At 68.3% G+C, this 23983-nt stretch carries 22 protein-coding genes; 12 read left to right on the top strand and 10 right to left on the bottom strand.

What is annotated here, in order from left to right:
- The first annotated feature begins 1 nt into the window (after position 1).
- The 3 genes from MA876_RS02500 to MA876_RS02510 all read left to right on the top strand — a co-directional run bounded on the left by MA876_RS02500 (position 2) and on the right by MA876_RS02510 (position 2346).
- Positions 2–655 (top strand): 3-oxoacid CoA-transferase subunit B, encoded by a 654-nt coding sequence (locus tag MA876_RS02500; protein WP_248145780.1) that lies wholly within the window; start codon positions 2–4, stop codon positions 653–655.
- Positions 652–1836 carry an acetyl-CoA C-acetyltransferase gene (locus MA876_RS02505; protein WP_248145782.1) on the top strand — a complete coding sequence of 395 codons (1185 nt, stop codon included), beginning with the start codon at positions 652–654 and terminating at the stop codon, positions 1834–1836. The genes MA876_RS02500 and MA876_RS02505 overlap by 4 nt, the downstream gene beginning before the upstream one ends.
- Positions 1837–1956: 120 nt before the next feature.
- On the top strand, positions 1957–2346 hold the full coding sequence (locus tag MA876_RS02510; protein ID WP_248145784.1) for a hypothetical protein: 390 nt from the start codon (positions 1957–1959) through the stop codon (positions 2344–2346).
- On the opposite strand, the gene MA876_RS02515 is transcribed toward MA876_RS02510, so the two are convergent.
- Complete coding sequence (locus MA876_RS02515) at positions 2336–3325, bottom strand: tocopherol cyclase family protein (protein WP_248145785.1); 990 nt, start codon at positions 3323–3325, stop codon at positions 2336–2338. The two genes, MA876_RS02510 and MA876_RS02515, sit on opposite strands and share 11 nt — an antisense overlap.
- Positions 3322–4266 (bottom strand): alpha/beta hydrolase fold domain-containing protein, encoded by a 945-nt coding sequence (locus MA876_RS02520; protein WP_248145786.1) that lies wholly within the window; start codon positions 4264–4266, stop codon positions 3322–3324. The genes MA876_RS02515 and MA876_RS02520 overlap by 4 nt, the downstream gene beginning before the upstream one ends.
- Before the next feature lie 77 nt (positions 4267–4343).
- Here MA876_RS02520 and MA876_RS02525 point away from each other — a divergent pair, with 77 nt between their 5' ends.
- Positions 4344–6026: an aminotransferase class V-fold PLP-dependent enzyme gene (locus MA876_RS02525; RefSeq protein WP_248145787.1), complete on the top strand. Its 1683-nt coding sequence runs from the start codon at positions 4344–4346 to the stop codon at positions 6024–6026.
- A 56-nt stretch (positions 6027–6082) separates the two neighbouring features.
- A complete protein-coding gene (locus MA876_RS02530; RefSeq protein WP_248145788.1) occupies positions 6083–7240 on the top strand; it encodes an AI-2E family transporter in 1158 nt (385 codons plus the stop codon).
- Here the strand turns inward: MA876_RS02530 and MA876_RS02535 are convergent.
- Positions 7237–7803: a DUF1697 domain-containing protein gene (locus tag MA876_RS02535; RefSeq protein WP_248145789.1), complete on the bottom strand. Its 567-nt coding sequence runs from the start codon at positions 7801–7803 to the stop codon at positions 7237–7239. The genes MA876_RS02530 and MA876_RS02535 overlap by 4 nt on opposite strands.
- 15 nt (positions 7804–7818) lie before the next feature.
- Between MA876_RS02535 and MA876_RS02540 the strand changes: the two genes are divergently transcribed.
- Together MA876_RS02540 and helR are read left to right on the top strand one after the other, a co-directional pair.
- Complete coding sequence (locus MA876_RS02540; protein WP_248145790.1) at positions 7819–9081, top strand: hypothetical protein; 1263 nt, start codon at positions 7819–7821, stop codon at positions 9079–9081.
- Between the two features lie 151 nt (positions 9082–9232).
- Positions 9233–11377, top strand: coding sequence for an RNA polymerase recycling motor ATPase HelR (gene helR, locus MA876_RS02545; RefSeq protein WP_248145791.1), 2145 nt, complete (start codon positions 9233–9235; stop codon positions 11375–11377).
- A 25-nt stretch (positions 11378–11402) separates the two neighbouring features.
- Here the strand turns inward: helR and MA876_RS02550 are convergent, their stop codons facing one another.
- From MA876_RS02550 to MA876_RS02580, 7 genes are all read right to left on the bottom strand, one after another.
- Complete coding sequence (locus tag MA876_RS02550) at positions 11403–11708, bottom strand: ArsR/SmtB family transcription factor (RefSeq protein WP_248145793.1); 306 nt, start codon at positions 11706–11708, stop codon at positions 11403–11405.
- A gap of 81 nt (positions 11709–11789) precedes the next feature.
- Positions 11790–12734, bottom strand: a complete 945-nt coding sequence (locus MA876_RS02555; protein WP_248145794.1) for an alpha/beta hydrolase — start codon at positions 12732–12734, stop codon at positions 11790–11792.
- Positions 12731–13633 (bottom strand): carbohydrate ABC transporter permease, encoded by a 903-nt coding sequence (locus MA876_RS19210; RefSeq protein ID WP_248145796.1) that lies wholly within the window; start codon positions 13631–13633, stop codon positions 12731–12733. The genes MA876_RS02555 and MA876_RS19210 overlap by 4 nt, the downstream gene beginning before the upstream one ends.
- Complete coding sequence (locus MA876_RS02565) at positions 13630–14559, bottom strand: carbohydrate ABC transporter permease (RefSeq protein ID WP_248145797.1); 930 nt, start codon at positions 14557–14559, stop codon at positions 13630–13632. Before MA876_RS02565 ends, MA876_RS19210 begins: the two co-directional genes overlap by 4 nt.
- A gap of 8 nt (positions 14560–14567) precedes the next feature.
- On the bottom strand, positions 14568–15887 hold the full coding sequence (locus tag MA876_RS02570; RefSeq protein ID WP_248145798.1) for an ABC transporter substrate-binding protein: 1320 nt from the start codon (positions 15885–15887) through the stop codon (positions 14568–14570).
- A 43-nt stretch (positions 15888–15930) separates the two neighbouring features.
- Positions 15931–17118: a mandelate racemase/muconate lactonizing enzyme family protein gene (locus MA876_RS02575; protein ID WP_248145799.1), complete on the bottom strand. Its 1188-nt coding sequence runs from the start codon at positions 17116–17118 to the stop codon at positions 15931–15933.
- Between the two features lie 158 nt (positions 17119–17276).
- Positions 17277–17993, bottom strand: a complete 717-nt coding sequence (locus MA876_RS02580; RefSeq protein ID WP_248145800.1) for a FadR/GntR family transcriptional regulator — start codon at positions 17991–17993, stop codon at positions 17277–17279.
- Positions 17994–18142: 149 nt separating this feature from the next.
- On the opposite strand from MA876_RS02580, the gene MA876_RS02585 reads away from it, so the two are divergent.
- The 5 genes from MA876_RS02585 (at position 18143) to MA876_RS02605 (ending at position 23968) form a co-directional block, all read left to right on the top strand.
- On the top strand, positions 18143–19210 hold the full coding sequence (locus tag MA876_RS02585; protein ID WP_248145801.1) for a Gfo/Idh/MocA family protein: 1068 nt from the start codon (positions 18143–18145) through the stop codon (positions 19208–19210).
- Entirely contained in the window at positions 19210–20304 is a 1095-nt protein-coding gene (locus MA876_RS02590; RefSeq protein ID WP_248145802.1) for a Gfo/Idh/MocA family protein, read from the top strand. Before MA876_RS02585 ends, MA876_RS02590 begins: the two co-directional genes overlap by 1 nt.
- Positions 20301–22391: an alpha-galactosidase gene (locus tag MA876_RS02595; protein WP_248145803.1), complete on the top strand. Its 2091-nt coding sequence runs from the start codon at positions 20301–20303 to the stop codon at positions 22389–22391. The genes MA876_RS02590 and MA876_RS02595 overlap by 4 nt, the downstream gene beginning before the upstream one ends.
- A gap of 63 nt (positions 22392–22454) precedes the next feature.
- Positions 22455–23204 carry an SDR family NAD(P)-dependent oxidoreductase gene (locus tag MA876_RS02600; RefSeq protein WP_248145804.1) on the top strand — a complete coding sequence of 250 codons (750 nt, stop codon included), beginning with the start codon at positions 22455–22457 and terminating at the stop codon, positions 23202–23204.
- Positions 23201–23968 carry an IclR family transcriptional regulator gene (locus MA876_RS02605; protein ID WP_248145805.1) on the top strand — a complete coding sequence of 256 codons (768 nt, stop codon included), beginning with the start codon at positions 23201–23203 and terminating at the stop codon, positions 23966–23968. The genes MA876_RS02600 and MA876_RS02605 overlap by 4 nt, the downstream gene beginning before the upstream one ends.
- Positions 23969–23983 lie beyond the last annotated feature (15 nt).

A 23983-nucleotide genomic window follows, 5' to 3' on the forward strand; every position in this document is an offset into this window, starting at 1 on the left:
CATGGCACTGACCCGCAACGAGATGGCCGCGCGCGCGGCCGCCGAACTCGCCGACGGCGCGTACGTCAACCTCGGCATCGGTCTGCCGACGCTCGTGCCGAACTACGTCCCCGACGGCGTCACCGTCGTGCTGCAGTCCGAGAACGGCATCCTCGGCGTCGGCCCGTATCCGACCGAGGAGAACGTCGACCCCGACCTCATCAACGCGGGCAAGGAGACCGTGACGACCCTGCCCGGCGCGGCGTTCTTCGACTCCGCGATGAGCTTCGGAATGATCCGCGGCGGCAAGATCGACGCCGCGATCCTCGGGGCGATGCAGGTGTCGGCGACCGGCGACCTGGCGAACTGGATGATCCCCGGCAAGATGGTCAAGGGCCCGGGCGGCGCGATGGACCTCGTGCACGGCGCCGGGAAGGTCATCGTGCTCATGGAGCACGTCGCCCGAGACGGATCGGCCAAGATCGTGAACGACTGCTCCCTGCCCCTCACGGGCCGCGGCGTCGTCAACCGGATCATCACGGATCTCGCCGTGATCGACGTGACGGATGCCGGGCTCGTGCTCGTCGAGACGGCCCCCGGCGTCACGGTCGACGAGGTCGTCGCCGCGACCGAGCCGCCGCTCACCGTGTCGGACGAACTTAGGGTGGAAGCATGAACCACGACGATGTCGTCATCGTCGCCGCCGCGCGCACGCCGCAGGGGCGACTCAAGGGCCAGCTCGCATCGCTGACCGCGCCCGAGCTCGGCTCGCGCGCGATCGCGGGCGCACTCGAGAAGAGCGGCATCCCGGCCTCGGCCGTCGATGCCGTGCTGGTCGGCCAGGTGCTGCCCGCGGGCTCGGGTCAGAACCCGGCCCGCCAGGCTGCGATCGGTGCGGGCATCGGGTGGGACGTGCACGCGTCGAGCGTCAACAAGGTCTGCCTCTCCGGCCTGACGGCGATCATCGACGGCGCCCGCATGCTGCGCGTCGGCGACGCGACCGTCGTCGTCGCGGCCGGCATGGAGTCCATGACTCGCGCACCGCACCTGCTCATGGGCTCGCGCGACGGGTGGGCGTACGGCTCGGTCGAAGTGCTCGACCACATGGCGTACGACGGACTCACCGACGCCTTCGACCGCGAGAGCATGGGCGCCTCGACCGAACGTCACAACGAGCGCTTCGAAGTGACGCGCGAGGCTCAGGATGCCGTGGCCGCGCGCTCGCACCAGCGTGCCGCCGCGGCGCACGAGCAGGGCCTCTTCGAGGCCGAGATCGTGCCCGTCGAGATCCCGCAGCGACGCGGCGAGCCGCTCATCGTGACGAAGGACGAGGGCGTGCGCCCTGAGACGACGGCCGAGACCCTCGCGGGCCTGCGTCCCGCATTCTCGAAGGACGGCTCGATCACGGCCGGCAACGCGTCGCAGATCTCGGACGGCGCATCGGCCGTCGTGCTCACGACCCGCTCCCACGCGGACGAGAACGGCTGGGACGTTCTGGCCGTCGTCGGTGCCTCAGGTCAGGTCGCCGGCCCCGACAACTCGCTGCACGCGCAGCCCGCACGCGCGATCGAGAAGGCCCTCGCGAAGCAGGGGATCACGGCATCCGACCTCGACATCGTCGAGATCAACGAGGCCTTCGGCGCCGTCGTCGTCCGCTCGCAAGCCGAGCTCGGGCTCTCGGACGACGTCGTCAACCCGCACGGCGGGGGCATCGCGCTGGGCCACCCCATCGGGGCATCCGGCAACCGTCTCGTCGTCCACGCCGTGCACGAACTCGTGCGCCGCGGCGGGGGCACGGCCGCGGTCGCGCTGTGCGGCGGCGGCGGTCAGGGCGACGCCCTCATCCTCACCCGCTGAGCTTCCGATCCGCCGAAACCGACCAATTCCGTCGAAACCGACGTCGTGAATGTCCGGTTCGGCAGACATGATCGGGTTCGACCCGGACAGCGCGTCGGAGGGCGGACGTAGGCTCGTGCCGTGCCCACCCTCGACGACGTCAGCGCGATCGCGGCGGGGCTCCCCGGCAGCGACGAACGCGAGACCACCGGCGGGCGCGCGTGGTTCGTGCGCAACAAGCTCTACGCGTGGGAGGTCCACCCGTGGCCGAGCACGCCCGACGCGGTGCGGGCGATCGTCGCGGCCGAGCTGTGCATCGGCGTCAAGCTCGCAGATCCGCTCGACGCCCTCGCGCTGCGCGAGATGGCTCCCGACGTCTTCCTGCCCAAGACGACGGCGTGGGGTGAGCCGAAGATCGCGTTCCGCGCGGCATCCATCGACGTCGATCATCTCGCCGAACTCGTGATCGAAGCGTGGCGCGTGCAGGCGCCGAAGTACCTGCGCCGCGAGTACGACGCCCTCAGCGGCTGAGCGCGAGCAGGCGCTCGGTGTCGCCGAAGACCTCGAGTCCCGCGCACTCCGCGACGCCTTCCAGCAGCACGCGTCCGTCCGACGAGACGTGACGGAAGCGGATGCGGGCATCCAGCGTCTCCTCGACGCGCTGGTGCATCGCGGTGCGCAGCGGCGCGTGCAGGAGTCCGCCACGCACGCGCTCCGCGTCGAGTTCGAGCACGCCGTCCGGCCCCTCGACGGTCCAGCGCACGTGCGTGTCGTCGACCTGCAGCCGCGTCTCGCGCGAGCGGTTGTAGGTCGTCCATCGGTAGAGGCGCCCGCCGTGGCGGAAGCCGATGATCGAGCCGCGGAACGATCTGCGCAACCACGGGATGATCGCGACGGACGCGATGAGGGATGCCTCGGGGTCCGCGTCCGTGTGGTTGCTCGCCATCCACACGTAGCCCGCGGGGAACGCCTGCCCCCAGTCCTTCTCGATGTAGCCGCGCCCGCCGTCGAACGACACGGGCGCACCTTCGACCTCGAGCGTGCCGGCGAGCGTGTGCCCGAACGAGACGATGCCGTGGAAGCACTCCATGAACGGGACGAGTCCGTACCAGCCCATGATCCCCGGCGCGGTCGCCGTCACCGGCCAGGGCACGAGGGGCGTCGTGTAGTCGAGACGTCCGCGCAGCTGCGGCAGGTCGAGTGTGACACCCGTCGCATCGAACGTGTTCGGCCCGATCCGCACCGAGAAGCGCGAAGCGTCGGCGTGGAAGTCCTGCGCGTCGAAGCGGTGGTACCACGACCGCCCCTCGAGACCGTCGAGCACCTGCACGAACGCCTCGGCCGACGCATCCGGACCCTTGAAGATCCCCGGGATCACGGCCCAGCGCTGCGCGCGGTCGGCCGAGACGAGCTTGTTGTACCACCCCTCGAAGTAGTTCCGATCGACGCCGTCGCCGTGGAAGGCCTCGGGATGACGCACACCGCGCAGCCACGCGGCGGGCGACCTCATGCGGGCTCCGGATCGGCGAGAACCCGCGCGATCCACGCGTCACGGGTGGCGTGAACACGGTCGCTCACTGCGGTCGCCGGTCCGGCGTCGAAGCCGTGGAACACTCCGCTCCACACGTGCAGGTCGGCGGCCACCCCCGCGCGCCACAGCGACTGCGCGAACGCCACCGCTTCGTCGCGGAAGATCTCGGAGGTCCCGACATCGATGTACACCGGCCCGAGGGCCGAGAGATCCGTCGCCCGGCCGGGCGCGGCATCCACCGGCACGACATCGCGCGCGTCTGCAAGGTAGGCCGCCCAGGCGGTGCGATTGGACACCGCGTCCCACAGCCCCGTGTCTTCGTACGCATGGCAGGACTCGGTGTCGCTGCGGTCGTCGAGCATCGGCGCCCACAGCGCGAGAGCGCGCGGCCCCGGTTCACCGGCGTCACGCAGTCTGATCGCGAGGGCCGCCGCAAGGCCGGCGCCGGCGCTGCGCCCGATGAGGACGGGGTCGAAGCCCAGATCGTCGCGCACGAGAGCCCATGCGTTAGCGACGTCGTCGATCGCCGCGGGGTACGGGTGGGCGGGGGCGAGCCGGTAGTCGACCGTGACGACGGGCGCACCGAAGCGTGTGGCGATGGATGCGAGCTCCTCCGCGTTCTGCAGGCGATGACCCATCACGAGCCCACCGCCGTGGACGTAGACGATCGCGGCCGCGCCGGAGGCCCCCGAGCGGGGTCGGATGATCGTGAGCAGCTCACCGCCCGAGCCGGGGATCCCGCGATGCTCGATGTCGACGCCGTGGTCGCGAGCGAGCGCGTCGAGGTCGAGCGCTGCGGCACGGGCGGCGATCCCATCTCGGGTGGAGGCCAGGTCGTCGACCTCGCGCATCGTGCCGTACAGCGGGAGCGCGTACTCGGCGATCGGCACGAGCGCAGGGTCGTACGGCACGCGGGTCATGCGCCCATTGTGCTGGAGTCCGGCCTTTGTGGACAGGTTCCTGCGTGCGCGACACGGCCCGGAGTATCCTTCACCCCGTGCAGGAAGAGCCCGCCCTCCTCGCCCGGATCCGAGCATCCGTCATCGGCGACGACCAGGTCATGTACGGACCGTTCGGTCCGCGCCGCGTGACGTACGCGGATTACACCGCGAGCGGCCGGGCGCTCGGGTTCATCGAGGACTTCGTCCGCGACGAGGTCCTCCCCCGCTACGCGAACACGCACTCCGAGTCCAGCGGCACGGGCCTGCAGACGACGCGGCTGCGCGAAGACGCGCGCGCGATCATCCATCGCGCCGTGAAAGGCACCGACGACACCGTCGTCATCTTCACGGGCAACGGGTCGACAGCCGCGATCAACAAGATCATCGGCATCCTGGGATTGCGCATCCCCGCCGACCTCGACCGTGAGCACGGACTGTCGGCGCAGATCCCCGCCGAGCGTCGTCCGGTCGTCTTCCTCGGTCCGTACGAGCACCACAGCAACGAGCTCCCGTGGCGCGAGTCGCTCGCCGACGTCGTGACGATCCCCGAGAACGCCGAGGGTCACGTCGATCTCCACCGTCTCGAGGCCGAGCTCGAGCGCTACGCCGAGCGGCCGCTCAAGATCGGCTCGTTCAGCGCCGCGAGCAACGTCACCGGCATCCTCACCGACACGGCGGGAATCACCGACCTGCTCCACGCCCACGGCGCTCTCGCCTTCTGGGACTATGCCGCCGCCGCGCCGTACGTCGACATCGACGCCTCGAACGAGGACGCCGTCTTCCTCTCGCCGCACAAGTTCATCGGCGGCCCGGGCACCCCCGGCGTGCTGGTCGTGAACCGCCGCATCCTCACCAACTCCGTGCCCGAGTCCGTCGGCGGGGGCGCGGTCGCCTATGTCAACCCGCTCGAGCACCACTACATCACCGACCCCGCGCATCGCGAAGAGGCCGGCACGCCCGCCATCATCGAGTCGATCCGAGCCGGACTCGTGTTCGCCCTCAAAGACGCCGTGGGCGTCGATACGATCCGCGAGCTCGAGCACGGGTTCCTCACACGTGCCCGCGCGGCGTGGGCGTCGCATCCCTCGATCCAGATCCTCGGCAACGCGACGGCGGACCGCCTCTCGATCATCTCGTTCGTCATCACCCGGCCGGGCGGACGATACCTGCACCACAACGTCGTCGTCGCGATCCTCAACGACCTGTTCGGCATCCAGGCGCGCGGCGGCTGCTCGTGCGCCGGCCCCTACGGGCACCGCCTGCTGGGCATCGATCTCGAGCGCTCGCACGAGTTCGAGCGCGAGATCGCCGGCGGGTGCGAAGGCATCAAGCCCGGGTGGGTGCGCGTGAGCTTCAACTACTTCATCAGCGACGAGGTGTTCCAGTACATCGTGGACGCCGTGTCGCTCATCGCGGACGAGGGCCACAAGCTCGTGCCGCACTACCGGTTCTCGCCCGAGACCGGGCTGTGGCGTCACGAGTCCGGTCTCGTGGAGCCGCCGCTCCGGCTCGACCAGCTGCGCTACGACTCCGACGGTGTGCTCACGTACCCCCGGCGCGACGAGCGCATGCCCGAGTCGGCACTCGCCGAGCATCTCGTCGACGCACGCGCGCTCTTCGCCTCGCTCCCCGACCCGTATGCCGACGGCGAGCCGGAGCACGTCGCCGACGACCGCCTCAGCTCGGACTTCGAACACCTGCGGTGGTTCGACCTGCCCCCGGCATCCCTCCAGCACTAGTCACGCCGGCCCGCAAGGGTGTGCACCCACTCACGCGCACCCCGTACGGTCGAGGCATGGGATTCTTCCGAACCGACGGGCGGCGCACGGTACGACTGGATGACGCCTCCGTCACGCTCAAGGCCGAGCGCGCGCCCTGGAGCCTCTGGGCGGACGGATTCGGGCGGCTCAGCATCCGCGCGCTGCAGCTGATCGTCGTCGTCATCGTCCTCGCGGCCGTGATCCTCGCGATCCAGTCGCTGACGCTCGTCACGATCCCGCTCGTCATCGCGCTGATCCTCGCGTCGGCCTTCCTGCCGGTGATGAACTGGATGCGGCGCGGCGGCATCCCGTCGGTTCTGGCCACGGTGATCACTCTGCTCGCGATCGTCGTGATCCTCGGCCTGCTCGGCTGGCTGATCGTCTGGGCTGTGCGCGACCAGTGGGACGATCTCTACACGCAGGCGGAGGAGGGCTTCCAGCACCTGCTGGCATGGATCCAGACGCTGCCGTTCGACTTCCTGCAGCCCGATCAGCTGCAGGAATGGGTCGACAAGCTGACCGCTTTCGTCACCAGCGCGCAGTTCGGTTCCGGTGCGCTCGCGGGGGTCGGCGCCGTCGCCAACTTCGTGACCGGCCTCGTGCTGATGGTGACGATCCTGTTCTTCTTCCTCAAGGACGGTCCGCAGATGTGGGAGTTCCTCCTGCGCCCGTTCCACGGCTCGCACTACCTGCGGGCACGGCGCATCGGCGACAAGACGACGACGGTGCTCGGGTCGTACGTGCGCGGCACCGCGACGGTGGCGCTGGTCGACGCCATCGGCATCTACATCGGCCTCGTGATCCTCCAGGTCCCTCTCGCGATCCCCCTCGCCGTGCTCGTGTTCCTCCTCGCGTTCATACCCATCGTCGGCGCCACCCTTGCAGGAATCCTCGCGGCACTGGTGGCGCTCGTCGCCAACGGCTGGGTCAACGCCCTCTTCGTCGTCGGCGTCGTCGTGCTCGTGAACCAGCTCGAGGGCAACTTCCTGCAGCCCGTGCTCATGGGTCGATCGATGAAGCTGCATCCCTTCGTGATCCTCGTCGCCCTGACGGTCGGCACGGTGCTGGGCGGCATCGTCGGCGCTGTGCTCGCGGTGCCGATCACCGCTGCGGCCTGGGGCGTCATCCAGGTGTGGAGCGGCCCGAACGAGCCCGCACGATGGGCGCGGCCGAAGAGTCCGATCGAGTCCTAGCGCGCCGCGAAGCGGTCGATCAGGCGCGCGAGCGTCGGAAGGCCGCGCGAAGTCGCAGGAGCACCGATGATCGCCTGCACAGCGGGTGTTCCGTTGCTCTGCCGATCGCGATCGTTGAGCACGACCGCCCATCCCGCGCCGTCGGCGACGACGGAGCATCGGCGCTTCGTGGCCTCGCGGTGGGCGATCGATGCGTCGCCCAGCCGCACCGCTTCATCGAACAGCGTGAGTTCGCGGCGATGGGCATCCGGCGCGCCCGCGTGCTCGGCGACGATCAGCTCGAGGAACGACAGCGGACGCACCTCGATGAGGTCGTCGAACACGCCATCGTCGCCGAGGCGGTGTCGCACCGCGACCGCGGCGGCCGCGGCATCCCGCGCCGTGAACACCACCGTGCCGTTGCTCTGGAAGGTCACCGCGTCCACGGCGCCGGCCGCGCGGAACGCCGCGACGATCTGGTCCGCGGACGGGTGGCCGCGCTGGCCTTGATTGACATTGCGGAAGAGGGCGACATGCTGCACGTAGCCCATTGTGTCGCCGGCCGCCGACCCGTGGCCGGGCATCTCTACACTCGTGATGTGACGCAACCCCCTCCGAGTGATCCGACCGACGCCGCCGTGCATCCGCCGATCGCTGCGACCTATCCGGTCGCGTCGGAGTCCGGGATCGTGCCGATCTCGACGGATCATGAGCAGGTCTCACCACCCGAGCGTCCTGCGGCGCGCTCGCGATCGATCGTCGGCTGGGCGGTCGGCCTGGGAGTCGCCGCCCTCGTCATCGTCGGCGGAGCCTTCGTGCACGTGAGCGCGAACCTCGCGTTCGATGAGGCCCTGCTCGTCGCAGAGGATGCGGCTGTCGATGCCGAGGCGGCGCGTGATGACATGGGAGCCGTCGTGGCCGCGGCGAGCGCCGAGGGAGAGGCATCCGACGCGATCGCCGCCGCAGCGGGCGACGACCTCGTCGACCCCGCCGCTCGGGCGGCGTTCGTCGAAGCGGCTTCTGTCAGTGCGACCGCGCTCCAGGGCGCCGAGACCGCACTCGGCGCACCGATCGCGCAACCCGTGGACGACAAGCCGATCTGGACGTGGGAGCTGTTCGATGCCGTGCCCGCGCTCGAGAGCACGACCGAGTCGCTCGATGACCTGACCCGCGCACTCACCGTGGCGGACGCCGCGATCGACGCCGCGGACGCGGATCTGGATGCCGCGGCGACCGCGCTGTACGCCTCAGTCGCGCCCGCCGCCGATGCTCTCGAGGTCGCGAACGTCTCGGCGCGCAACGCCGTCGTGATCGACTTCCGCACGGCGTCGGACACCGTCACTCGGCAGACGGCGGTCGACACCGCCGCGGCCGACGCGTTCGAAGGCTACGCGGCGCAGGCCGCAGCGCTCAAGACCTCGGCCGCGGAAGTCCTGCAGGCGAAAGCCGGTCCGCTGTACGACACGCGTCTCGCGGTCGAAGCCTACGCGCGTTCGATCGCCGGCGGCGTGCTGCTCGAGTTCGACTGGGCGCCGTACGTCAACGGGGTCGGCGGCCCGTACGGCATCTCGGGCACCGCGACGTGGAACACCGCCGACGGCGGATTCTCGACGATCACCCTCTCGGACTCCGTCGCCGAGACCTGGCCCGGAGCATCGGCCAAGGCGCTCGTGACGCACGAGGTGGGCCACTCCATCACCTCGAAGTGCCACGAGATGTTCGACTCCGCCGACCAGGCGCAGAACGAGGCGTGGGCGACGGCCTGGGCGATCAGCATGGGTCATACCGACGACGGCAACGGCGTTCAGGCCTACGGCTACCCGCCGCAAGAGCTCATCGACAAGGCCGCCACCTGCCGTTAGGCCGGGCTCCCTGCCACTTCCAGGATACGGCGACGGGAGGGGCTTGCCGCAAGGCCCCCTCGCGGGCGCATACTGGTCGGCCGTGCCGCGGCAGTTCGACTGAGCTCCGTCGAAGTTCCATCGCCTGCGCGCACGAGAACGGAGCCGCCACGTGACCACCCCCGTCTTCGCCCTGCCTGCTCGCCTCGCCGCGAAAGCCGACCCCGCGCTCATCGCAGCGGACGAGCAGCGGTTCGCTGAGATCGCCGACAGCCTCACCGACGAGATCGCCGGCATCGAAGAGCGGCAGGCCCGTCTGCGACGCGAGCCGGGACGATCCGGCGAGGCGGCCCTCGAGCGCGACCTCGAGATCCATCGCCTGAGCGCACGCCTGCGGACGCTGCGTCGCTACAGCGTCGACATCTGCCTCGGGCGCTTCGTGACGGAAGACGAGTCGGTCTACGTCGGACGCCTGGGGCTGACGACTGCCGCGGGGCGCCTCCTGCTCGTGGACTGGCGCTCCCCCGCCGCGGAGCCGTTCTTCGCGGCGACGCCCGCGCACCCGCTCGGGGTGTCGAGCCGACGGCGGTACCGCTGGACGCGGGGGCGCATCACGGACTACTGGGACGAGATCCTGACCCCGGCGGCATCCGGCGTGCACGTCTCGCCCGACGACGAGTCGGCGTTCATCGCGAGCCTCGGCGGTTCGCGTTCCGCCCGCATGCGCGATGTGCTGAGCACGATCCAGACGGATCAGGATGCCATCGTCCGAGCCTCCGCGAACGGGGCCCTCGTCGTCGACGGGGGCCCCGGAACCGGTAAGACCGTCGTCGCGCTGCACCGCGCGGCGTACCTGCTCTATGCCGACCCGCGGCTCGGACCGGGCCGGGGGCGACTCCTGTTCGTCGGGCCGCACGAGCCGTACCTCGCCTACGTGTCGGACGTCCTCCCGAGCCTCGGCGAGGAGGGCGTGCTCACCTGCACGATGCGGGACTTCGTCGAAGAGGGTGCCGCCGCGACGATCGAAGCCAACCCCCGCGTGGCGGAGCTCAAGAGCCGCGGTGCGCTGTTCGACGCGATCGAGCCCGCCGTCCGACTGTATGAAGAACCGCCGACCGAGGACCTCGTCGTCTCCACGCCGTGGGCCGATCTGACGATCACGGCCGCGGAGTGGGCGGACGCCTTCCGTGCGGCGGAGCCGGGCGCGACCCACAACGACGCGCGCGATCAGGTCTGGGAGGAAGTCCTCGAGATCCTGATGGATCAGCTCGACGATCCAGAGGTGCCCCGTCCACTCCTGCGCCGGACCCTCGCGCGCCACGAAGAGCTCGGGCGGGTCTTCACCCGCGCGTGGCCGCTGCTCGAGGCGTCCGTCGTCGTCGCCGACCTGTACTCGGTGCCCGCATACCTGCGCCGCTGTGCGCCCTCGCTCTCACCGGACGACGTCGCTGCGCTTCAGCGGGAGGATCCGCGGGCGTGGACGGTGTCGGATCTGCCGATCCTCGACGCCGCTCGCAGGCGCATCGGGGATCCCGCGGAGGTACGGCGCCGCATCCGTGCCGAGGCCACTCGCGCCGCGGAGCGTGAGCGACGCTCCGCTGTCGTCGACCACCTCATCGCGGCGGACGACGGCGATCTGAAGCTCATGTCCATGCTCCGGGGCGACGATGCGCAGAACTCCCTCGACGACGAAGCTGTCCTGCCTTCAGCCGACCCCGACCTGCTCGCGGGGCCGTTCGCGCACATCATCGTGGACGAGGCCCAGGAGCTCACGGATGCGCAGTGGCGGATGCTCATCGACCGCTGCCCGTCGCGGAGCTTCACGATCGTCGGGGACCGCGCGCAGGCCCGCCACGGGTTCCGCGAGTCCTGGCGCGAGCGCCTCGAGCGCGTGGGTCTCACCCGCGTCGATGTCTCGAGCCTCACCGTCAACTACCGAACGCCCGAGGAGGTCATGCGCGAGGCGGAGCCCATCATCCGCGCCGCGCTGCCGGACGCCAACGTGCCCACGTCCGTGCGCCGAAGCGGTCACCCCGTGCGCCACGGCGACGTGTCGGACCTGGACGGCATCCTCGCCGACTGGCTTACCGAGGAGGAGGACGGCGTCGCGTGCATCATCGTCGCGGAGGGTGTCCAGGATGCCCCGCTCCCGCCGTCCGCGCGCGTGCGCGTTCTCACGCCCGAGCTCGCGAAGGGACTCGAGTTCGACCTCGTCGTGCTCATCGCCCCGGAGTCGTACGGCACGGGAATCGAGGGGGCTGTCGACCGCTACGTAGCGATGACCCGAGCGACCCAGCGACTGGTCGTCCTCGACTGACCGGGATGACCTGGGCCCGCGCTCATCACGCCGTCGTCGCCACTTCAGTGAACGCATAGACCCAGTCCTCGATGCCTGCGAGTGCGGCGAATCTGATGGTGTGGACGCGCCGCGTGCCGACACGCGCGGCACTGACCATGCCCGCCGTCCGGAGCACGCCGAGATGCCGCGACGTCGTGAACCTCGACGTGCCCGCTGCCTCAGCGAGCTCGGTGATCGACAAACCTCTGCCCTCGTCACGCTGGGCATCACGCAGGAGTGACATCAACACCAGGCGCTCGTCGAACGCGAGCGCCTGGAACTGTCGAACGAGTCGACTCTCGTCACTCAACTCTTCATTCATCACGATCGCCCGTGGCTCGTCGACCACCGAGCCCGTCGCCCGAGGGGTCACGCTGTCTCAGCCGCCCGCTCACCCTCGGGCGTTGAGCTGGTCACGCAGGAACTCCCTCCTTGCCGCCACGGCGCGTCGGGAGACCGAAGCCTCGATCAGACCGTCGAACCCGTGGAAGGCGCCAGCCCACATGTGCGCCTCCACAGGGACGCCGGCATGACTCAGGCGCGCAGCGAACTCGAGCCCCTCATCGCGGAAGATGTCGACTTGACCGATCTCGATGAAGGTCGGGGGAAAGCCGGAGAGGTCGTGGGCTCGCGCGGGTGCGGCCTCAGCGGGCACGATGTCGGTGCCCGCGAGGTACACCGACCACGAGTACAGGTTGGAGGGCCGATCCCAGAAGTAGGCATGCTCGAGCTCGAAAGTCGACGGGTGGACGTTTCGATCGTCGAGCTGGGGCTGCACGAGCACGAGTGCTCGCGGCAGCTGCCCACCCTTGCCGGTGAGGCGGACGAGAAGTCCCGCCGACAGGCAGCCGCCTGCACTGCCTCCCATCACGACGATGCGATCGACGTCCACACCGCGGCCGGCCCCGCCGGTCCGCAGCCATTCCCAGACGGTCTCCACGTCGTCGAGACCGGCAGGGTACGGATGCTCGGGTGCGAGCCGGTAGTCGGGCAGCACCATGACGCATTCGAGCTCGATGGCGGTGCGGGCGTTCGCCCCGAGAACCGATCGATGGCTCCCTGCGACGAGCCCGCCGCCGTGGACGTTGAGGACGGCCCCGACACGTCCTTCGAGATCGGCCGGAGTGATCACGATCACGGGGACGCCGTCGACGCGAAGTTCAGCGATGTGCGCGCCTGTCTCCGCGGCGACCGCATCCACGGACTCCTCGAACTCGGCCATGGCGGCGCGCAGCTTGCCGACTCCTTCGGGGCCGTCCATGAACGGCCGCTCCGCGGCGATCTCTGGCAGGAACGGCCGCAGTTCCGCGGCGATCGGCGGCCCGAGCGGGGTCACTTGAGGGCTCCCGCGACCATGCCCTGCGTGATCTGGCGGTTGAACAGGATGAAGAGGAAGAACGGCAGCGCTGCTGACATGAGCAGACCTGCCGCGATGATGGCATCCTGCACGAGCGTCGGGTTCTGGACGCTCTGGCGAAGCAGCGTGATCGCCACGGGGAGAGTGCGCTGCTCGGGCGACGACATGATGAGGAGCGCGAAGAGCAGTTCGTTCCAGAGCCCGAGGAAGGTGAAGGTCCCGAGGGTGATGAACGCCGGACGCGCAAGGGGAACCGCGATGCTGAAGAAGATGCGGAATGCGGATGCTCCGTCGATGCGGGCTGACTCGACCAGTTCCTTCGGAACTGCCATGAAGAACGTCGCCATCATGTAGACGCCGGCGGGGATGCTGATCCCCACGTAGAGCAGGATGAGGCCTGCGTACGTGTTCACGAGTCCGATATCGAGGATCACTTTGAAGATGGGCGGAATCAGCACGGTGATCGGCAGCACCATGATGATCATGATGATGCGCAGAAGTGCGCCCCGGAACGGGAAGCGCAGGAATGCGAACGCGAAGCCAGCCATGCACCCCAGCACGACGGTGAGGATCGTTCCCGCGCCGACGGTGATGACACTGTTGATGAACGAGACACCGAGGGTGCCCGAGAGCGCGGTCGCGAAGTTCTCGAACGTCGGGGGGATCGGCAGACCGAGTTTGTTGGCTACATAGTCCTCGGGGGTCTTGAGCGCCGTGAAGGTCATGAAGAGGAACGGGTACACCGTCGAAGCCGCGATCGCTCCGCACACGATGACGACGACGAACGTGGTCGGCGACATCCGTCGCCTCCGACGACGGTTCGCGAGCGGGGGAGGCTGGTCCTCGTCGGCCAGCACCGGTGTGAGAGTCGCGGTCACAGCGGGGTCCCCGAATCGTCGAATTGGGCGTCGCCGCGGCGACGCGTGAGCTGAAGGAACGTCACGAGGAGCACTCCGATCAGGAGGAACAGCGTGATCCCGACCGCTGTCGCGTACCCCGGCGCGCCGTATCGGAACGCCTGGTTGTAGATGAAGAGGTCGACCGTCGTGGACGCATATCCCGGACCGCCTTGAGAGAAGGCGTAACCGAGGACGATGGCCGACGAGAACGCCATGATGACGACCATCACCGTCCAGTACTCGAGGACGCCCCGCACGGACGGCACGGTGACGTACCAGAAGCGCTGCAGCCAGGTCGCGCCGTCGATGCGCGCCGCTTCGTAGAGGCTCTCATCGACGGACGCGAGAGCCGCGGTGAAGAGGAGTACGCCGAGTCCGAAGCTCGACCAGATGACCATGCCCGCGACGATCCACATCACCAGATCCGTGTCCACGGTCCAGTTGTTCGCGAGGAACCCGAGCCCGATGCTCCGCAGTGCGGTGTTGAGCGGACCGTCTGGTCCCAGGATGATGACGAAAAGGACTCCGATCACCGCCGGCGAGACCAGGACAGGCAGGACGTAGGCGATCTTGAATGCAGATGCTCCCGGAATGCGATCCTGGATCGCCGCGGCGAGCAGAAGCGGCACCAGGATCCAGATCGGAGCGAGGATCAGGATCTTCCCGGTGTTCCCCAGCGCCGTGAGCAGGATCGGGTCCGACAGCATGCGGGTGAAGTTGTCGATCCCGTTGAAGACCGGGGGTCTGATGCCGTCCCACCGCGTGAATGCGATTCCTACGCCCTGCATCACCGGCCAGACGCGCAGCAGAGCGATGACGAGCAGCGCCGGCGCCAGGAAAAGAGCCAGGTTTCCCAGCGACGAGTATCTCCTCACCCGGCGCTTGCTCGTCATCGTCTCAGTCATCCGCTACCTCACTCCGTTCCCATGAGCACGGGGAACTGCTCCTGCCGCGACGCTTCAGCCGCATCGAGCGCCTCTTGCGTCGTCGCCTCGCCCAGCATCGCGAGTTCGATCTGAGTCTGGAAGATGTCGTTCGTCTTCGCATCCTGCATGTTGTGTGCGGGGAGGAACGTCTTGATGCCGCCCTGCAGACTGTCGACCAGTGCGGTCGCCCCTTCGTGCGTCGTGAGGAACTCGTCGAAGGTGACGCCCTTGTTGTTCGGGAAGTACCCGGCCGTGTCGAGCCGCTCCTGCTGGAACTTCGTCGTCTCCTGGAAGAGCGCCAGCTCGGCTGCCACCTTCTTGTGCTTGGAGAAGTCGGTCACCGCCCACACGTTCATGGCGCCGGCCGGGAGGAACTCGGGCTCCCGCGTGTTCGCGATGGACGGGATGAACCGGACGTCGGGCCCGATGGTCGGGTCGAGCATGTACCCGAACTGGCTGTAGATCGTGAACTGCATCGCCGCCTGTCCCGTCTGGAACTTCTCGAAGCCATCCGGATACCACGGCGTCGCGGGCATGTTCGGGTCGAAGCACTCTTCATCCACGAGCTCCATGACACCGTCCACGGCAGTCGAGATCGGAGGCTCGTTCATCGGGCTCTCGTAGCTCGCGAGAGCCGCGGCCTCATCGGCCGTCGCGGTGCCGGCGAAGAGGGTCGAGTACGTCCATCCACTCAGGTATCCCTCTTTGTTGCCGCCGCCGATCGGGGTGATCCCGGCGTCGTTCAGCGCCGAACACGCGTCGACGAGCTCGTCGACGGAGGTCGGCGGGGACTCGGGGTCGAGACCGGCCTGCTCGTAGAGCGCCGCGTTGTAGGAGATTCCCAGGCCCTGCAGGCCGATCGGCACTCCGTACGTCGCGTCGTCGAAGGTGACTCCCTCCCATCCGGCCAGGCTGTCGCGCGCTTCATCCGAGATGTACTCGTCGATCGGCGCGAGCGACGGCTTCAGCGTCAGCACATCGCCCCACGCCCAGATCATGATGAGGTCGGGTCCGCTCTTGGACTGCGCGGCGGCCTGCATGAGCTGCTTGATGACCGTCGGATCGGCAGGCTGTGCGACGCGATCGATCTCGATACCGGGGTGATCGGCTTCGAATTCCTCGTCGACCTGGTCCATGACGGCTTTCCAGTTCTCGTCACTGCCGACCAGGAGGTCCCAGACGACGATCGTTCCGGTTTCTTCACCGTCGTCCGATGGCGTGCCGCTGGACCCGGCACAGGAGGTGAGAGTGACGGCGAAGATCGCCGCTGCGGCGATCCCCAGCGACCGCGTGATGCCTCGTTGCATTCGTTTCTCTTTCTGTGTGTGCGCAGGACGCGCGTTTTCCTTCTCAGGGGTTGACTGCGACAGGGGTCGAGTGGAGCGCGGTGCCCTCGCGGCGCTCCCACCCGACGGCGAACAGATTGAAGGTGGCTCCGTTGCTGGGATGCTCGGCGGCCGCCTCGCGATCGAGCCTGACACCGAGTCCCGGTGCCTCGGGGACGCTGAAAGCCCCCGTCGCCTGATCCACGGACGGTGCGCCGTCGACCAGGTCGAGCACCCAGCTGTCGGCGAAGTCGTTGAAGTGCTCCAGCACTTGGAAGTTCGGCGTCGCCACGGCGAAGTGGACATTGGCCATCGTTCCGACCGGTCCGCAGACGTTGTGTGGCGCCAGCGGCACGTTGTACGCCGCAGCCCATCCGGCGAGCTTGCGGAGTCCGGTGAATCCGCCGAAGTGGGTGAGGTCGGTCTGGAGCGTGTCGACCAGCCCCTGCTCCAGAAGCGGCGCTACGTCGTCCAGGGAGTGGATGCGCTCACCCGTCGCGATCGGCAGCGTCGTGGCCGTCCGTACGTTCCGAAGTCCGACCACATTGCCCGGCGGAACCGGCTCCTCGAGCCATCCGGGCTGGAGGTGGTCCAGGGCGCGGGCGACGCGCGCTGCTGTGGCCGAACGGAACCGACCATGCATCTCGACCAGGATGGCGACGTCATCGCCGACGGCGCCGCGCACCGCTTCCACTATGGACACGGATCGTGCAAGCTCCCCGGCGCTGAGGTCAGCAGTGGCCGCACCGAAAGGGTCGAGCTTGAGTGCGCGGTATCCGCGGTCGACCACCGTGCGAGCGAGGTCCGCGATCGCGGCGGGCTCGCGATCGCCCTGGTACCACCCATTGGCATATGCCGGCACGGCGTCTCGGAAGCGTCCGCCGAGCAGACGCCACACCGGCTGACCCGTGGCCTGGCCGATCAGATCCCAACATGCGATGTCGATCGCAGCAAGCGCCGACTGAGCCACCTCGCCGGCACGGCCGTACTCCGTCCACTGAACACCCCAGGCGATGCGCTCGACATCGAACGGATCGGACCCGATGACGTAGCGATCGCCGAGTTCTCGGATCGCCGCGAGCAGGGTCTCGGTCTTGTTGACCATCCGCACTTCTCCGACGCCGACGCGGCCGTCGTCGGTCTCGAGCTCGACGAACGTGAGCTCACGCCAGGGGGTTCCGACGACCGTCGTGACGATCCGGGCAATCTTCATCGATTTCACCTCGTACTCATACCGGCGCGACTCAGCCGGATGTCGAAAGTATCAGATAGGTCAGTGCAAAAGTCAACAATAGGTTGCAGCGAGAGTTCGGCGGCGCTGCAGGAGGGCAGGCCGAACCGCCGCAACACAACGTGCGTGGTTCGCACGTGTCAGCGGAGCGCTGCGCGCAAGTCCTTCTCTGTGCTTCTCAGGTGACCGCGCATGGCCACCGCAGCGCCGGCTTCATCGCGCGCCTCAACGCACTCCAGGATGCGGGCGTGCTGCTCGAGGACTTCGTCGAGCTTGCCCCCGAGCCTCTCATGGCCGAGTTGACTCTGGATGCGAGAGGTGCGCTGCGAGTCCGAGAGCTCCTCGATCAGGATCGACAGCATCTGATTGCCCGTGGCTGCGGCCAGCAACTCGTGGAAATGGATGTCGGCCTCGTTGAACTCGTCGTGGTTATCGATACTCCGACGCATGTCGTCGATCGCGAGTTGCATGGATGTGACGCTGGCGCGACTCGCATTCCGGGCGGCGAGAACGGCGATGTGCACTTCGAGCGCCTGTCGGACCTCGAGCAGATCGAGGAGCGACCGCGGATCTCGGCGGATGGCGCTGCGGAAGAAGTCGCCCACGCCCTTGCCGTTGGGCGACGCCACAACGGGCTTCCGGCCATTGTGGACTTCGATGAGACCACGCGCGCTGAGTTGTCGCATCCCTTCGCGCACGGTGAGGCGACTCACACCGAGGTCCTGTGCGAGAGCTCCCTCGGAGGGGAGCTCGTGGCCGGGCTGGAGCTCGTCGAAGACGAGCGACTCGACCCGCTCGACGACCCGCCGCATCGGGCTGATGTCAGCGTCGCCCTCGGCATCCTTGTCGTAGGTCATCCTGGTCCTCAATCGACTTCTCCAAAGTATGGCGCGTACGTGACGAGTCGTCGTCATGAATTGTGACTTGACGGATTCAACCTATCAGATAGAGTCAGCGAGAAAACGTTGGCGGGCGATGCCGCCTGCCGTCTCTCAAGGAGGAGAACATGACCAACGCAGGGCCCCTTTCAGCGGCCGTCATCGGTGCCGGTGCGGGCGGGACGCTGAGCATCGACGCGTTGCTGGCGTCCGAGGACTTCCGCCTCGTCGCCGTCGCGGACATGAGCGAGGCTGCGCTCGAGCGCGTGCGCGAGAAGGATCCCGATATTCGCACCTTCACATCCGCGGACGAGATGTTCGCCTCGACCCCCACCGACGTCGTCTGCGTCTCGACGTACGCCCCGACTCACCTTCCGCTGACGACGGCTGCGCTCGCGATCCCCGGCATCTCCGGACTGCTCGTCGAGAAGCCGCTCGGCGACACGACGGCCGCAGGCAGGGAGATCCTTCGCCTCATCAAGTCCGCGGGCCTTCCCGTCGTCGTACCCCACGGACTCATGGCGCAGTCGGCGGCGCTGCAGATCGTCCAGCAGGTTCGCGATGGAGCCATCGGCCCGCTCCGCGTCGTGGAGATCGAGTGCACCAACTGGGACATCATCAATGCCGGAATCCACTGGCTGCAGTTCTTCATCTCGCTCACAGGGGCTGACGACGTGGAGTTCGTGCTCGCGGCCGCTGACGCCTCGACGCGTACCTTCCGTGATGGCATGCAGGTCGAGACCGACGCGATCACGCTCGCGCGCACGGCGTCAGGTGTCCGTCTCCTCATGCACACGGGCGATCGCGTGCCGATGTCCCGCAACGATACCGTCGCGTTGTTCCGCATCATCGGCGACAACGGCTTCATCGAGTTCGGCGCCTACGAGGGCCACTACACGCTCGTCACGCCGAGGAACGACCGGGTCCGTGTAGACGTCGAGCCGTTCGAGGTCAGCGGACACCGTCGGCACCTGGAGTTCCTCGCTCGCCAGATCCGCGACGGCTCACGGGACTACAGCGTCCCTGACTCATCTCTCCAGGCTCTCGAGGTGGTGGAGGCGGCCTACGAGTCCGCACGGGTGCACGGCGCGGTGCTGCTGCCCATCGACGGCGATCAGCCGCGACGTCCGGAAGACTGGTTTCCAGGCGCGCCGTACTCGGGTTCGGGTGGCGGGCGCAACGGACGGGAGCTCTGATGCCCTCTCGTATCGGCATCGTCGGCGCGAGCTGGCGTGGCGAGTACTTCCTGCGGGCGGCGTCATTTCTGCCGGAGCACTTCGAGGTCACGCGCGTTCTGACGAGGACGGATGCGTCGGTCGAGCGTGTCGGCGCCGTGTGGGGCGTACCCGCGACCACCTCCTTCGATGAGTTCCGGCGAGGCGAATACGACTACATCGTGGTCGCGACTCCTCCCGACACCGCGCCGGCTCTGACCGTCGCCCTCGCGCGAGACGGCCACGCGGTCCTCACCGAGACTCCCCCCGCACCCACGAAGGAGTCGCTGTTCGCGTTCTACCAGGACGTCGCCGACCTCCGTGTGCAGGTCGCGGAGCAGTACAGATTCCAGCCGCACATCGCCGCTCGCCTCGCCATCACGGAGTCGGAGCGACTCGGCCCCGTCTCACTCGTGCGGGTTTCGCTCGCGCACGGCTACCACGGCGTGAGCCTCATCCGCGCTTTCCTGGGTGCCGGGTTCGATCCTGTCGACGTGAGCGGCTGGGCGGCGACGGTCCCGGCGACGTCGGCGCGGGGTCGCGATGACTGGAACGACGAACTCGCCGAGTACGACGCGGGTCGCGTGTTCGCACGGCTCGACTTCGCCGGCCGGACGGGCCTGTACGAATTCGACTTCGAGCAGTACTTCTCTCCCATCCGTCCCCGGCACATCGAGGTGTACGGACTGCGCGGGCAGATCTCGGACGACCGGGTCTCCTACGTGACGGGTCCTCGTCGAGCGACGACGGGAAGCCTTCAACGGTCGGCCACCGGAATCGACGGCGATCTCGAAGGCTGGTTCGTCGACTCGATCTCCTGGGGGGACGACACGGTCTGGGCGAACCCCTTCCGCGGCGCCCGCCTCAACGACGATGAAGTCGCCGTCGCCGAGGTCATGCGTCGCATGGGACTGTACGCCGCCGGCGGCGAATCCTTCTATGGCGTGGCGGATGGTTGCCACGACCAGCTACTGAGCCTGACGATCAACGAGGCCGTGCAGGGCGGTGCGACGCTACGGGTCGAAGACGTTCCGTGGGGAGACGCGCTCAGCGTCCTCGGGAAGAGTTCGACGTGAGCGAGATCTTCGCGTGGGGCAATACGGCTGTCACACTGCGGATCGCGATCGGGGACGGCCCCGCCGTCATCGTGGGCCTCGACGTCGGCGGTCGTGCGGCTGAGGACATCCCGAAGTTCATCGCGACGCCACCCGCCGAAGTGCTCGTCGCCGGTGGACGACTCCCCCAGGGCCAGCGTCACGTCGGCCTGGGCACGTCCGAGGAGTTGCGCTACGTCGAGCACGTCGTCACCGACGCAGGTGATGTGTCGACTCTCGAGGTTGTGCAGCGGACGGCGGCCGGAGTGGAACTGCGGTCCCGGTTCACCGTGTTCGGCGAGCTTCCGGTCATCCGTGTCGAACAGACCGTTGTCAACGCCGGGGACGCCCCCATCACAGTGGAGCATCTTTCGACGCTCACGCTCAATGGATTCGTGCGATTCCGCGATGAAGCGTGGCGCGAGAAGACCCGCCTACGGATTCCGCACAACACGCTGTTCGCCGAGTTCAACTGGACCGAGCATTCGCTGCCCTCGCTCGGCATCGTCGATGTCGGGTTCACCGAGGAGTCGGTGCACTCTTCGAAGTCGCGCATCTCGGTGTCGAGCGTCGGCACCCAGTCCACGACCGAGTACCTGCCCATGGGTGCTCTCGAAGACCTCGCCGGCGATCGCACCTGGGCGTGGCAGATCGAGGCGAACGGATCCTGGCAGTGGGAGGTCGGCGACCATCGCGCGGCCGTCTACCTCTCCGCCGGCGGTCCGAACGATCAGGAGCACCACTGGCACCGCGTGCTCGCGCCCGGGGAGTCGTTCACGTCGGTTCCACTCGCGATCGCGTGCACTCCCGGCAGGCTCGAGGATGCCCTGCGGCCGCTCACCGAGTATCGGCGACGTATCCGTCGACCAAACGCTGACGACGTCGATCTGCCCATCGTCTTCAACGACTTCATGAACTCGCTCATGGCCGATCCGACGGAGGAGAAGCTCCTGCCGGTCATCGCCGCCGCCGCGTCCGCGGGGAGCGAGTACTTCTGCATCGACGCCGGCTGGTACGCCGACGAGCCCAGCTGGTGGAACACCGTCGGCGAGTGGGTCGAATCGTCGGTGCGCTTCCCGAACGGCTTCGCGCGGATGTTCGACGAGATCCGCGCGGCCGGGATGAAGCCGGGGCTCTGGCTCGAACCCGACGTCGTCGGTGTCGAGAGCCCGATCGCCGCGCTACTGCCCGACTCAGCCTTCTTCCATCGGCACGGCGAGCGCATCGACAGCCAAGGGCGGCACCAGCTCGACTTCCGCTCGCCCGCAGTGATCGAGCGACTCGACGCGGTCGTCGACCGGCTCGTCGCCGACTATGGCGTCGAGTACTTCAAGTTCGACTACAACATCAACGGCGGGATCGGCACCGACCTCGGCGCAGACAGCGCGGGCGACGCGATGCTCGAACATCACCGCGCGTTCCTCGCTTGGATCCGCGGACTCTTCGACCGTCATCCCGACCTCGTCATCGAGAACTGCTCGAGTGGCGGCGCTCGGATCGACTACGCGTCACTCGCCGAGTTCTCGATCCTCTCGACGAGCGATCAAGTGGACCACGTCCGGTACGCGACGATCGCCGCCGGCGCGCCGAGCGGTGTGACGCCGGAGCAGGCCGCCGTGTGGGTCTACCCACAGCCGGAGTTCGGGGTCGAGGAACTGCGATTCTCGATCGTCAACGGACTGCTCGCGCGCCCGCAACTCAGCGGCGGAATGTGGAAGCTGGATGACGGGCAGCTCGGCACCGTCGCGGAGGCGATGCGCGTGTACCGCACCTATCGCGAGCGAATCCCGCGCATGACACCGATCTGGCCGTTCGGGCTGCCTGGCTGGTACGACCGGTGGGTCGTCCAGGGACTCGTCGACGACCGCGGCGTGCTGCTCGCGGTATGGCGCCGCGGCGGGCACGCCGAGTCCATCCGGATCCCGCTCGACCGATGGGTGGGCGAAGCCACCGCCGAGGTCCTCTTTCCGACGGACGTCGCGACGGGACTCGAGTGGGATTCTCAATCCCGTGCGCTCGTCGTCACGCTGACCGAATCGCTGTCGGCGCGCCTGATCCGAATCGGCTGACAGCGTGGGAGCGGAGCTCGGCTGTCACCGTTAAATGGAACGGTGCTCCGATATGCTGAACGCATGTCGGATGCCCAGGACTTCGAAGGACTCGTCGCCGTCGTCACCGGTGGGGCCAGCGGGATCGGCGCCGCCATCGCGAACGAGCTCTCGGCGCGAGGCTCGCGCGTCGCGATCATCGACCGGCAGCTGGGCGAGATCCCACCGGGCATGCTCGCAATCGAAGCGGATGTCACCGACGACGCGACGGTGGTCGCGGCCGTGCAGACGATCGCCACCCAGCTCGGTGGCATCGACGTCCTGATCAACAACGCGGGGATCGGCGCCGCGGGCAACATCACCGCGAACGACGATGACGAGTGGCACCGGGTCTGGGACGTCAACGTCGTCGGCATCGCACGCATGACCCGCGCATGCCTGCCCTGGTTGCGTCGGTCGGATGCGGCATCCATCGTCAATACCGCCTCGGTCGTCGCGCACGTCGGCGTGAAGGACCGCGCCCTCTACGCGTCGACGAAGGGGGCCGTCGCGGCACTCACGCTCGCGATGGCGGCCGACCACCTCGCCGACGGCATCCGGGTCAACGCCGTCTCGCCCGGCACAGCCGACACTCCGTGGGTCGCACGCCTGCTCGAAGCAGCGGAATCGCCGGATGCCGCGGCCGAAGCACTGCGCAAGCGCCAGCCGATGGGTCGGCTCGTGAGCGCCGACGAGGTCGCGTGGGCCGTGGCGTCCCTCGCCTCTCCCCGCGCCGCCTCGACGACCGGCACGATCCTCTCGGTCGACGGCGGCATGCGATCGGTCCGCGTATGAGTTCACCCGAGGTCGCCAAGCTCGTCGGCTCGGACCGCGTGCTCGCGGTGCTGATCGAGCTCGCCGAGCATCCCGCAGGTGCGACCCTCGACGAGCTCACGCAAGCGCTGCAGAGTCCCAAGTCGACGATCCACCGCGCACTGACCTCACTGCGCACCGCCCGCCTCGCGACGCAGCTGAGTCGCGGCGTCTACGTACTGGGCGACGAGTTCATCCGTCTCGCGTTCGAGAACTACGCCGCGCGGCCGGACGCGGCGCTCGTGGAGCCGATTCTGCGCGCCCTCAGCGAGCGGTTCGGCGAGACGGCGCACTACGCCGTTCTCGAGGGGCCGGACGTGGTCTATCGCGCGAAGGTCGACCCTCCCGCCGGCGCGATGCGCCTCACGTCCGTCGTCGGCGGTCGCAATCCCGCGTATCGGACAGCGGTGGGCAAGCTGCTGCTCGCCGACACCGTGCGCTCCGAGTCGGAACTCCGCCGAGTGGTCGGCGAGCAGCCGCTCGAGAAGCGAACTCCGCGCACCGAGACCGATCCGGCCGCACTGTGGGCGGAGCTGCAGCGGATCCGCGAGCTCGGCTATGCCGTCGACGACCAGGAGAACGAACCCGGCGTCAACTGCGTCGCGGTGCCGCTGCGACTCGGCGACGACCTTCCGGCACGCGGCGCGGTGAGCGTGAGCGCAGTGGCGTTCCGCCTCCCGCTCGCAGAGCTCGTCGCGCGGGTGGACGAGGTCCGCGCTATCACCGCGGATCCGCGTACCGCCTGACGCACCGGCTCGTGC

The sequence above is a fragment of the Microbacterium aoyamense genome (assembly GCF_023155855.1).
Classification (GTDB): Bacteria; Actinomycetota; Actinomycetes; order Actinomycetales; family Microbacteriaceae; genus Microbacterium; species Microbacterium aoyamense.

Excerpts from the sequence above, each read along its gene's own strand:
- MA876_RS02500 (WP_248145780.1), top strand. The coding sequence starts at position 2 with ATGGCACTGACCCGCAACGAGATGGCCGCGCGCGCGGCCGCCGAACTC.
- MA876_RS02505 (WP_248145782.1), top strand. The coding sequence starts at position 652 with ATGAACCACGACGATGTCGTCATCGTCGCCGCCGCGCGCACGCCGCAG.
- MA876_RS02515 (WP_248145785.1), bottom strand. The coding sequence starts at position 3,325 with ATGAGGTCGCCCGCCGCGTGGCTGCGCGGTGTGCGTCATCCCGAGGCC.
- MA876_RS02520 (WP_248145786.1), bottom strand. The coding sequence starts at position 4,266 with ATGACCCGCGTGCCGTACGACCCTGCGCTCGTGCCGATCGCCGAGTAC.
- MA876_RS02530 (WP_248145788.1), top strand. The coding sequence starts at position 6,083 with ATGGGATTCTTCCGAACCGACGGGCGGCGCACGGTACGACTGGATGAC.
- MA876_RS02535 (WP_248145789.1), bottom strand. The coding sequence starts at position 7,803 with ATGCCCGGCCACGGGTCGGCGGCCGGCGACACAATGGGCTACGTGCAG.
- MA876_RS02565 (WP_248145797.1), bottom strand. The coding sequence starts at position 14,559 with ATGACTGAGACGATGACGAGCAAGCGCCGGGTGAGGAGATACTCGTCG.
- MA876_RS02570 (WP_248145798.1), bottom strand. The coding sequence starts at position 15,887 with ATGCAACGAGGCATCACGCGGTCGCTGGGGATCGCCGCAGCGGCGATC.
- MA876_RS02575 (WP_248145799.1), bottom strand. The coding sequence starts at position 17,118 with ATGAAGATTGCCCGGATCGTCACGACGGTCGTCGGAACCCCCTGGCGT.
- MA876_RS02580 (WP_248145800.1), bottom strand. The coding sequence starts at position 17,993 with ATGACCTACGACAAGGATGCCGAGGGCGACGCTGACATCAGCCCGATG.
- MA876_RS02585 (WP_248145801.1), top strand. The coding sequence starts at position 18,143 with ATGACCAACGCAGGGCCCCTTTCAGCGGCCGTCATCGGTGCCGGTGCG.
- MA876_RS02590 (WP_248145802.1), top strand. The coding sequence starts at position 19,210 with ATGCCCTCTCGTATCGGCATCGTCGGCGCGAGCTGGCGTGGCGAGTAC.
- MA876_RS02600 (WP_248145804.1), top strand. The coding sequence starts at position 22,455 with ATGTCGGATGCCCAGGACTTCGAAGGACTCGTCGCCGTCGTCACCGGT.
- MA876_RS02605 (WP_248145805.1), top strand. The coding sequence starts at position 23,201 with ATGAGTTCACCCGAGGTCGCCAAGCTCGTCGGCTCGGACCGCGTGCTC.